The 8,809-nt window shown below is 54.8% G+C and carries 10 protein-coding genes; 7 read left to right on the top strand and 3 right to left on the bottom strand.

Features of this window, described 5'->3' with window-relative positions; genetic code table 11:
* Nucleotides 1-207 precede the first annotated feature (207 nt).
* From ACR1XV_RS20715 to ACR1XV_RS20685, 7 genes are all read left to right on the top strand, one after another.
* Complete coding sequence (locus tag ACR1XV_RS20715) at nucleotides 208-981, top strand: hypothetical protein (protein ID WP_480534853.1); 774 nt, start codon at nucleotides 208-210, stop codon at nucleotides 979-981.
* 250 nt (nucleotides 982-1,231) lie between these two features.
* Nucleotides 1,232-2,572, top strand: coding sequence for a replication initiation protein RepC (gene repC, locus ACR1XV_RS20710; protein WP_480534851.1), 1,341 nt, complete (start codon nucleotides 1,232-1,234; stop codon nucleotides 2,570-2,572).
* Nucleotides 2,573-2,630: 58 nt separating this feature from the next.
* Complete coding sequence (locus ACR1XV_RS20705; protein ID WP_480534849.1) at nucleotides 2,631-2,867, top strand: type II toxin-antitoxin system PrlF family antitoxin; 237 nt, start codon at nucleotides 2,631-2,633, stop codon at nucleotides 2,865-2,867.
* Nucleotides 2,864-3,262 (top strand): PIN domain-containing protein, encoded by a 399-nt coding sequence (locus ACR1XV_RS20700; RefSeq protein WP_480534847.1) that lies wholly within the window; start codon nucleotides 2,864-2,866, stop codon nucleotides 3,260-3,262. Before ACR1XV_RS20705 ends, ACR1XV_RS20700 begins: the two co-directional genes overlap by 4 nt.
* A 310-nt stretch (nucleotides 3,263-3,572) precedes the next feature.
* Nucleotides 3,573-3,980: a helix-turn-helix domain-containing protein gene (locus tag ACR1XV_RS20695; RefSeq protein WP_480534845.1), complete on the top strand. Its 408-nt coding sequence runs from the start codon at nucleotides 3,573-3,575 to the stop codon at nucleotides 3,978-3,980.
* Between the two features lie 94 nt (nucleotides 3,981-4,074).
* Nucleotides 4,075-4,854: a helix-turn-helix transcriptional regulator gene (locus tag ACR1XV_RS20690; RefSeq protein ID WP_480534843.1), complete on the top strand. Its 780-nt coding sequence runs from the start codon at nucleotides 4,075-4,077 to the stop codon at nucleotides 4,852-4,854.
* Nucleotides 4,855-5,029: 175 nt separating this feature from the next.
* A complete protein-coding gene (locus ACR1XV_RS20685; RefSeq protein WP_480534841.1) occupies nucleotides 5,030-5,656 on the top strand; it encodes an acyl-homoserine-lactone synthase in 627 nt (208 codons plus the stop codon).
* 352 nt (nucleotides 5,657-6,008) lie between these two features.
* On the opposite strand, the gene ACR1XV_RS20680 is transcribed toward ACR1XV_RS20685, so the two are convergent.
* From ACR1XV_RS20680 to ACR1XV_RS20670, 3 genes are read right to left on the bottom strand one after another with little or no spacing between them, the layout of a single operon-like run.
* Nucleotides 6,009-7,013, bottom strand: coding sequence for a hypothetical protein (locus ACR1XV_RS20680; protein WP_480534839.1), 1,005 nt, complete (start codon nucleotides 7,011-7,013; stop codon nucleotides 6,009-6,011).
* Between the two features lie 3 nt (nucleotides 7,014-7,016).
* Entirely contained in the window at nucleotides 7,017-7,796 is a 780-nt protein-coding gene (locus ACR1XV_RS20675) for an inositol oxygenase family protein (RefSeq protein WP_480534837.1), read from the bottom strand.
* On the bottom strand, nucleotides 7,780-8,700 hold the full coding sequence (locus ACR1XV_RS20670; RefSeq protein WP_480534835.1) for a glycosyltransferase: 921 nt from the start codon (nucleotides 8,698-8,700) through the stop codon (nucleotides 7,780-7,782). Before ACR1XV_RS20670 ends, ACR1XV_RS20675 begins: the two co-directional genes overlap by 17 nt.
* Between the last annotated feature and the right edge of the window lie 109 nt (nucleotides 8,701-8,809).

Raw genomic sequence — 8,809 nt, 5'->3', positions numbered from 1 at the left:
CCAACAAAAGGACTGGTTGAATTTCGATCATGTCTCAGCTCCGGCAGTAAGGTGTCATCACACCATCATATCCCGCAGCATTAACCCATATTCGGAATCGCGCATACAGCCATGTTCCGATTATGGATGTTCTACTACAAATCACCATACTTGCAGTCAAGTAAATAAATACTGTATCAGATAACCACATCAAACGCGAGATTCTGAATGCGTTATCTGAAAAGGGGTTCCATGAAAATTCCGCTCAAACTGATGTCCGGCTTGGCTTTTGCCACAGGTCTGACTCTTGCCTTGCCCGCTCAAAGAGCTGAGGCCTATCCGGTGGACTGCGCAATCCTGCTGTGCTTGTCAGGTGGATGGCCAGCCTCGGCTGAATGCGCGCATGCCCGCGCCGTGTTCATCCGCCGCATCACGCCCTGGCCCATAGAGCCACCATTGCAGATCTGGAACTGCCCAATGGGAGCCGCATCAAATCCGCGGGTGCCCTCCCCCTTCATGGAGACCTTGCGGCGACTGGCGCTTGAATATCAAGCTGAGCCGACATTCGACTACGTATCGGATTCTGACAAATCCGGTGAGGAGCCCCCTACCCCTTTCCCGGCCCTGTATACGGAAACCAGCTCTGAAGCACGCTCAGCTTTGCTGCATCTGGCGCAGGACATCTCGAATGCAAACGGAACCGCGGACATCGATATATCCGGGCCGGATTTTGACTATGTGCGTTCGATCAAGGTTTGGAACGTGATGTCCTACAGCCATCGAAAATATGGCCGCGACGAGGAGTGCCGTGTTCGATCAAACATCACCTTGGGCACCTATGGCACCCAGGGAGACTTCCATTGGCGGCGCGTATCACCTGCGCCTGTTCCTGCCTGGGTGATCCCATCCCGCTCTTGCGAACCGGCAAGCTACACGCGCGCGGTTGGGATCGAATGGACAGACTATCAAGGTAATCATGGCTATGAGGTGGTCAACTACTAACCGCAATTTGTGGTGGTCGATCACAGACTAACCACAACAATTGGCGATATGACCGAATCCCCATACCATGCCCGTCGAAACATAGTTTGGACGCGAAGGAGAATTCAGACCCCAAGAAATGGAAACCCCCGCAAGGCGGAAACCTTTACGGGGGGTATCAGTACCAAGGACGGCAGTCCTCAGTAAGCCATCAATCTATTCGGCTTCGATTCTATCACCCCTCTTTCAGAACAGGCAAGAAAAAACGCGCTTGCGCGATCAAGAAAATATTGCCCTGTGGTTTGCGGCTTGCTCAATCGAGCAGGACAGAAAGATGTATCAAAATCAGGCACGCTGCGTCGAAGACGCGGCCCCGGAAACCTATCCGGCGCTACTGCCCGGGCTTTACCGAAGCCATGTCGAAGGGCTTCTGACAGATGTCAGCAAGTACATAGGAATGTCAGATGCGCTTTTGCGCACAATTCTCACAATGATCCGTTACACGCGACCGAAGGATTGGACGGATCCCACCGTCGAGCCAATCTGCAGCAAGATGCAAACGGACCTCGCCATCGCACTTGGGAAAACAGACCGGGCGGTGCGCAACGATGAGCACGCGCTGGAACACGTCTTTGGCTTTATTGCCAAGAATGTCTCGGCCAATGGCAGTCGACGCAGCGATGGGAACGGCTACCGGCAGGGGCTGAGTTTTTCTCCCCTCATTGAAAGGATCGAAGATCTGGAGATGCTGCGCGACCAGTTCCGACGTGAGGAACGGCGCCGCAAAACCTTGCGCCTGAAATGCAGCGCTTTGCGACGAATGGTGAAAAAGGGGCTGATGGAGTTGCATCCCGAGCAACCGGATCACGAGGGTCTTTGTCGTATCCGGGATCAGTTTGTCAGCTGGGCACCGCGATATTCGGCCTATCCCTCCTTAGAGGCGTTGGAAGCACATTACCAAGAAGCGCTTCAGGCCTCAAAGGATCTGGATGACATCCGTTTATTGTGTGAGGAGTCTTCCGGTCGGGCGGAAGAAAACTTCCGGCGATATATACATGATACAACTGAAAATAACTCTGTAACCTGTAACGTTCCCGTGGATAAGCGGACCGGGGACACGTCCCCGGACAGCAATAATTTTGATTCACCGCCTCATGGCGGTGAACATTGCTTAGAAAGCAAGTCTGCGGGATCCGAGGATGCGCACAACCTCAAAATCTTGAAAAACATGACCCTTGATCGGCTCTTTGAACTGGCGTCACCCAATCTTCGAGCCCATGTGAGCTTCTGCAAGGCCGAGCGCGATCATCTTCGAGAGATTGATTTCATCCACGGCGCCCATGGGGTGTTGCATCCTCTTGGCATCAACGAATCCGCCTATCATGCGGCCGTCGATGAAATGGGCCAACACCTTACAACGCTTTGTCTGTTGGTGATCGATGCAAACCGGGATCACCCGGTTACGCCTGTTCGCAATCCGGGCGGGTTGTTGCGAGCGATGACCCGAAAGCACGCCTTAGGCAGGTTAAACATTGCAGGAAGCCTGATTGGCTTGTCTGAGCGCCGTAGGCTTGAGGGAAGGTCGAAAGGAAGAAGCGGGCGTGAAGATTGAAAAAGTAATGCAGTTGTCGTATGTGTAAGGCAAGTACAGCTTTTGAATTGAGGGTGCCATGCAAGAGTCCACGATAACCGTGAAAGGCCAAACGACGCTGCCGAAAGATGTTCGCGGCGCACTGAACCTCTCACCGGGGGACCGGATCAGGTATGTTCTCCTCGATGGTGGCGAGGTGCGGATCCTCCGGGTCGGGTCTGCGAAACGGCTCAAGGGCATTCTTTCCGAAGCATGTCAGTCACCGATCAGTCTGGAACAGATGGATGAGGCCATCGCCGAAGGCGCTACGGAATGATCGCGCTCGATACCAATGTTCTTGTGCGATTCCTTGTTCAGGACGATGAGGCGCAGGGAAAGGCTGCGGCCGATCTCGTTGAAGGACTGACCGAAGAAGACCAGGGCTTCATCTGCCGGGAGGTAATCGTGGAACTCGTCTGGGTTCTGGAGCGGGCCTACAAGATGCCTAGGACCCAGATCGTGCCAGCCATCGAAGGGTTGCTGGCATCTCGTGATCTGGTGATAGAGGAAGCAGATCGTGTTGGATTGGCTCTCTCACGCTACGCCAATGGTGGCGCTGGGTTTTCCGATCGAATGATCGTTCTGGCTGCTACGGACGCGCGCTGTTCGAGTCTGGCAACCTTTGACAAGACACTATCGCAAGACCCAGGCGCAGAGCTGATTAAGGCCTAGGCCACCCCTAAGCACGGGTACTTGCTCACGGATAGCGAGCCTGCCCTCTTGATTCTAAACAGATTTCGCGGCTAGTGTCCCCCCATCGCGGGTGCACCCGCGCGGGGAAGTCAGCGAGCCCTGGAAAAGAGATAGTGCCTAGCGGCCATTCGGTACGCTATTGGGCAGGCTTGTCCGGTCGTTTCTTGGCCGGATGGTGTGGCTCTGTCCAAGGTCTTGACCCAAAATCCACGCTCCCCTGTCTAGGCCGGGGGTCTCGCTGACGTCCGGCTTGCGCCGGTTCTCCTTTCTGAGATGAGGATAGACGGCAGTGAGCGAACGGCGCGAACACAACATAAATAAACTGGGTCAGTGCTTGAAGATGACCCGGCAAATGCACGGACAGACGCAAGCGAGTTTCGCGAAGGTTTTGTCGATTTCCCCGCAACAGATCCAGAAGTATGAGCTGGGCCTTAACCGCATACCAGCGGACGCTCTTCTCACGCTGGCACGCGAATTGCAGATACCGATTGCAGATTTCTTTCCATCTGACACATCTGAAGAGTTGCAGGGTTTGCGGCTTACAGATGACTGCTTGAGCATGCTTCAGCAGCTCTTATCATTGGACGAGAAGCGGAGATCTCTTGTTGTCGCTCTTGTTGAACAGCTTACGCACTCAGCATCAGCACAAGCTATGGGCGAAACCATGCCGAGAACTCTCAGTATCACTGATATTTGACACGCTTGGCGCTATTTAACGTCGCACGCGACACCAATGACGTGCTAACCGATCAAAATAGCGTCCAAATGAGTCGGTGAACAGGTGCGAAGCAATGGAAATCGGTGTCGTTTCAGAGTACTTTTCTGACAACCTAGAGCAGTTTCAGAAACCCGGACGTGAAACTGCGTTCCTGACCGAACTTGGAGCGAAATTTGGGTTCTCCAACATCACCTACTTTTTTCTCAGCAGTAAGGCTGTGACCGGCAGCCCAGGCAGGCTGCTGACGACCTATGCCAAAGAATGGCAAAGCCACTACTTCGCAATGAATTACGATGAAATTGATCCAATCGTCTGGGCGGGAATGCGCAGTTTTCTGCCCGTCAATTGGATGATGGTGCCAAAACCGACCAGAAAGTCGCAACAGTTCTTCGGCGAGGCAATGGAGTTCGGTGTATCTGACCAAGGGGTCACCATTCCGGTTCGCGGTCCCAGCGGCGAGACTGCGCTGGTTTCCATGAACTCTGAGATTGGTCAATCTGACTGGTCAGCATACCTTCATAGCATAAAGTCTGACGTCATCTACTTTGCTTACCTCTTGCACAAAGCTGTACTCGAAAAGTCCGCGCGCGTAGCTCAGTTTGACGCTATTCAAATTACCGCCAGAGAAAAAGATGCACTCCAATGCGCCGCAATGGGGAAAACCTCCAAAGACACAGCAATTATACTGGGTATTTCCGAGAGGACTGTGGAAACCCACCTCGCCAATGCAGCCGCAAAGTTACAAGCCTGCACAAAGGTCCAGGCTGTCGCTCGAGCCATTGCGGCAGGACACATTCAGGCAGATCCGTTCATCCAGGTTGCAGACCCGCTACTGAAAAAGGTGTTCAATTAGCGCACTGCAAAAGCCTTGTAAGACAAAGTCTTGATGGAATAGCGCCCGGAAAATCGCCCCAGCAATTACATCACTTTATCCAAGACTTGAAGCTACCTCCGTAATTTTACGGATATGTGTGCGCCCATCGTTCAAAGCAATGTTCTGTCGAAGGAAATCTTTGACGGAGAGAACGATGATTCTTGCAGCTTTTGAAGAAGAACGCGAAGCTCACGCAGACATTTTTGAGCAAATGTATCGTCTGCGCGCGCGCCAGTTTAGCGAGCGTCGTGGATGGCGTGTTACGGTGGAGAATGGTCTTGAGAAAGACCGGTTTGATGACATGAATCCACTTTATATCTGCGTCGTTTCAGAGACGCGGCGGCTTTTGGCTTCATTGCGCCTCTTGCCGACCATCGGGCCGCACATGCTGTCTGATGTCTTCCCGGAAGTAATGGGTGAATCCGGCATTATTCGGCACCCACTCATTCTCGAGAGCTCGCGGTTTTGTGTTGATACCAAAGCAGCGACAGAATTTGGATCGGAAGGGATCAATCTGGTGACGCGGGAACTTCTCTACGGGCTCTTTTCGACCGCGCAGGCGGCAGGAATGAAGAAGATCATTTCGGTCTACGATGTCTACGTTGAGCGAATTTTGCGCCGAGCAGGCTGCGACTTTGATCGGCTGGGACCGATTGTAAAATATGATGATCTCAAGACTGTTGCAGGCTTGTTCGACGTAAGTGACGATGTAGTTCAGAAGGTGAAGGTAAAACATCAGCTGCACCCCGCCTATCAATGTGTTACGCTTGGAAAAAATTGATCTGACGTTGGGCAATCATCCATTTTATGTTGTGTTGGCTTTGGCGGATAGACTTGGGTGGTGTGAGACAATAGCTGTGTTCTAGCAGTAGTTGATTTCCAAACTGATACGCGCTCACTGCGCGCCAACAACTACCCCAAACTGTAATCAGAACTCATTTCAAGCCGACAGTTGAAGTGCCTACGGCTGAAATTACTCGAAAATACTGAAGATTTAAATTTGTGCCGAATATGTGGGCTGGTTCTGCGGGAAAACACGGGCGGTACCTCCCCTGTCGGCGAGGGTCTGGCAAGTTTGACCGTGATCGCCGTGTGGCGGGAGCTCAGCGGTCTGGTCGGCTGAGGCTTTCGCCTCAGCCCGCCCGATGGAAAACCATGCGCTGTTCGCGGAGCGGGTTGGCCCGGTCGCAGGGAATACCCTGCCATGTATAGGCCACCGGCCGCGCGGGCCAGAACTCCTGTAACGCGGCCCAGAGCGCGTGCAGCGAGTCCGATATCAGGGTGCCTGCGGGGCAGATGTGGCGCCCGAACCCGAAGGTCAAGCCCAGCCCTCTGTCCCTTTCCGCGTTGCATTCGAGGATATCGACGCGGATGGTCTTCTCGATCTCTCTGGCGGGCGTCTCGACGATCCGGTGGATGGATCTGAAGGGCGGGCGGGTACGCAGCAGATCCTCGACGATCCTCTTGCCCGAGGCCGCCTCGTGCCTGTCGCGCGCGCCGGAACCCCGTTCGTGAATCAGAACCCGGATGCAATGCAGCATCGAAGGCCGTGGATCGGCCAGTAGGTTGATCAGTACATCGCCGTGCAGATTCCGCCTGCGCCCTGCGGCCAGTAGGCTACCATCGGAGAACGGATAGCTTTCGACGACATGCCGCAAATCGTTCACCGCGGCATTCACCGCCGAAAAGTTGAAGGATGCCGAGCGGGTCGTGAAAAAGGAGGTCACGGTATCCAGCAGGGGCGCCACGTCGGCATAATCGGAGGGGTCCAGGCCCATGATCGTGCTTTGCCACAGGTCGTTCAGCGCGATGAGGTCGTCGTCCTGCAACACGGGTCGCCCGGCCAGCCTGTTCCGGAATTGCGCTCCCAGACCTGGGACCAGATCGCGCGCCGTGGCCATGCAGGCGACGATATCGCGCTTCGTCTCATTGTGCCCGGGCCCTTCGGAATACATCGGCCAGCGCTCCAGAAACGCCGCGAACGCCGCGATTTCGCCGGGATCGCCGGTGTATTTCCGAAGGCTGTAGTGCAGCTGGGCGGCCGATACGTCGCGCCGCTCCAGATGTTCGATCGCCGCGCCCGTCAATGGAATGTCCTCGTGCCGCACGGGCTGCTGGGTAGCTTTAGCGTCCTGCATGGATCAGATGTCGATCTCTTCGGGGAAATGCCGCTCAATCAATTCACGGTAATCCTCCAGCCGTTTTGTCGGCAGTTTGAAAATTGACTTGGTGCCCAGATCGTATTTGCGGAAAACGCCTAGGTACTTGTCATAGTATTCCCGGTCTCGGTCGTCCATTAGGTCGCGCGACATGTCGAACCGCAGGCTGTGATACCGCAAGAGCCACGCCACGTGATCGGGGACATGATCCTTCAGCTTTTCATAAGCGAATTCGTCATGGTTCCAGGTGAAGATCGCATTGTCCAGACCGCAGCCCGGCTCGTTCTCGCCAATCGGTTCGTTCGGGCCGTTCACGTATTCCGGCTTTTCCCCGACCAGTTCAGTGATCTTGCCCAGATCGTGGATGAGTGCTGTGATGATCAGGGATTCGTCGGTGATCCCGTCCTCTTCCATCCCGTTGGCCACCTGCAGCGCGTGTACCAGCTGGTCGACGCAATAAAGCTCGGTGTCGGTGGGGTCGATGCATTCGGCCAGCATGCGCAGCGCGTCATAGACCTTCATCTTGCCGAAGGTCGTCGGCTTGTATTTCTCGCGCAGGGCCAAAGCCAGTTCGAGCTCTTGACGGAAATGCCCCTTGTGAAGCTCTTTCGCGCGGCGCTCGTATTCGTCGCGCCACATCTGCTGTTCTTCTTGGGTCGGATACTCGCCGCGTTCCTTGCGAAAGAACGGATCGGAGGATCCGAAGGTGTTCTCGGTCAGCTCTTCCGGCGTTATCGCATCCAGATCAGTAGGCGAATTCATAGGATTTTACCTTTTCCAGTTCGTGGTTGTCGATGAGCGCCCGGGTGTCGTCGATCCAGCCGTTCATCTGATGGTTGACCCGGACTTCGAAATCGTCGCGGACCTGGTCGTAGAACATCTTGGCCTGCTTCATGATCCGGAAGCATTTGTCATGAGTACCCTTGCGGGCATTCAGATCGGTTAGCACGAAATGCGCGTTGAGGCATTCCACCGGAAAGTCTTCGGACATGGCGTTGCAGGTGTCGCGCAGCAGCGGAACGGCCTTTTCGAAATCGCCGTTCTGGAAATAGGCGTATCCCAGAAACCACTGATACCGCCAATTGTCGGGCTCCAGCGCGATGTAGCGCTCCAGCCGTTTTGAACGGCACTCGCGCGAGGTTTTGGACCCGTCGAGCGAATGATGGATGACGACATCGGTCAGAAAACCGGTCCTGACGACTAGACGCCGCGCAGACCTTTGGGTGTTGCAATGCACCATGCCCTCGAACAGGATCCCCGAGTCCCGCCGGAACGCCACGAGCTTGTAATCGTCGAAGATCGTCCCGTTTCTGCGGTTACGCCAAACCAGGAAATAGGCACCTTGCTCGCCGCGCTCGATTTCCTCTCTCAGTTTCAGGATATCCGAGCGGCTGACCGATTCGTCAGCATCCAGGACAAGAACCCATTCCGAAGACGCCTCGGATATGGCGACATTGCGGGCATGGGTGATCATGAACGGGTCGTTGCTGTTGGGCTGCAGCTCGACCACGCGCGCGCCGTAATCCATCTTGAGCACCTCGATGGTCTTGTCGGCGGACCCGGTATCGACCACGACGAACTCGTCGAAAAGATCGCGCACACCGGGCATCCAGAAGCCCAGAAGATCGCCTTCGTTCTTGATCACCATACATAGGCTTAAAGTCATCTTGCCCTCGTCTCTGTGTGATTACGGCTTTGATATCGGAACGCAGTTACCCAGCGCGCATAGCAACCTAAGAAAGAGTCGTGCATCAGCTTCACAATCAAAAGGAGCA

Source organism: Ruegeria sp. AD2(2025), from assembly GCF_056542385.1.
Note: the sequence above shows the minus strand (reverse complement) of the source record. Positions and strands in the feature narration are given on the sequence as shown.

Bases quoted from the DNA above. Each gene is read 5' to 3' on its own strand.
- ACR1XV_RS20715 (WP_480534853.1), top strand. From the start codon at position 208: ATGCGTTATCTGAAAAGGGGTTCCATGAAAATTCCGCTCAAACTGATG.
- ACR1XV_RS20705 (WP_480534849.1), top strand. From the start codon at position 2,631: ATGCAAGAGTCCACGATAACCGTGAAAGGCCAAACGACGCTGCCGAAA.
- ACR1XV_RS20700 (WP_480534847.1), top strand. From the start codon at position 2,864: ATGATCGCGCTCGATACCAATGTTCTTGTGCGATTCCTTGTTCAGGAC.
- ACR1XV_RS20690 (WP_480534843.1), top strand. From the start codon at position 4,075: ATGGAAATCGGTGTCGTTTCAGAGTACTTTTCTGACAACCTAGAGCAG.
- ACR1XV_RS20685 (WP_480534841.1), top strand. From the start codon at position 5,030: ATGATTCTTGCAGCTTTTGAAGAAGAACGCGAAGCTCACGCAGACATT.
- ACR1XV_RS20680 (WP_480534839.1), bottom strand. From the start codon at position 7,013: ATGCAGGACGCTAAAGCTACCCAGCAGCCCGTGCGGCACGAGGACATT.
- ACR1XV_RS20675 (WP_480534837.1), bottom strand. From the start codon at position 7,796: ATGAATTCGCCTACTGATCTGGATGCGATAACGCCGGAAGAGCTGACC.
- ACR1XV_RS20670 (WP_480534835.1), bottom strand. From the start codon at position 8,700: ATGACTTTAAGCCTATGTATGGTGATCAAGAACGAAGGCGATCTTCTG.